The following is a 318-nucleotide window of genomic DNA, read 5'->3' as shown; positions in this document are numbered from 1 at the left end:
TTCCACCATATTCTGATGGATGGATGGTGCCTGCCGCTGGTGGTCAAGGAAGTCCTTGAAGTATACACGGCCTTGTGCAAGGAAGAGGAGCCGCAATTGCCGCGCGTGAGCGAGTACAGCGAGTATATTCGCTGGCTGGCCGAGCAGGACGGGCAAGCGGCCGCGAAATATTGGGGAGACATGCTTGCGGGCTTCGAACAAGCGGCGGATCTCCCGAGACGGCAGCGTCAGGCGCGGGGATATGAAGCGATGCGTGTGACTTGCTCGCTGGACCGGAAGCGGACCGAACGGATTGCCCAAGCGGCAAGAGAGCAGGGG

1 protein-coding gene is annotated in these 318 nt (G+C 60.7%); it reads left to right on the top strand.

Annotated elements, in window-relative coordinates; translation table 11 throughout:
* A partial coding sequence (locus A372_RS32705) for a condensation domain-containing protein (protein ID WP_036702696.1) occupies positions 1-318 on the top strand: 318 nt, incomplete at both ends.

It is taken from the genome of Paenibacillus sp. OSY-SE (genome assembly GCF_000283315.1).
In the GTDB taxonomy this organism is placed as follows: Bacteria; Bacillota; Bacilli; order Paenibacillales; family Paenibacillaceae; genus Paenibacillus_B; species Paenibacillus_B profundus.
This window is presented reverse-complemented; position numbering and strand designations above follow the sequence as displayed.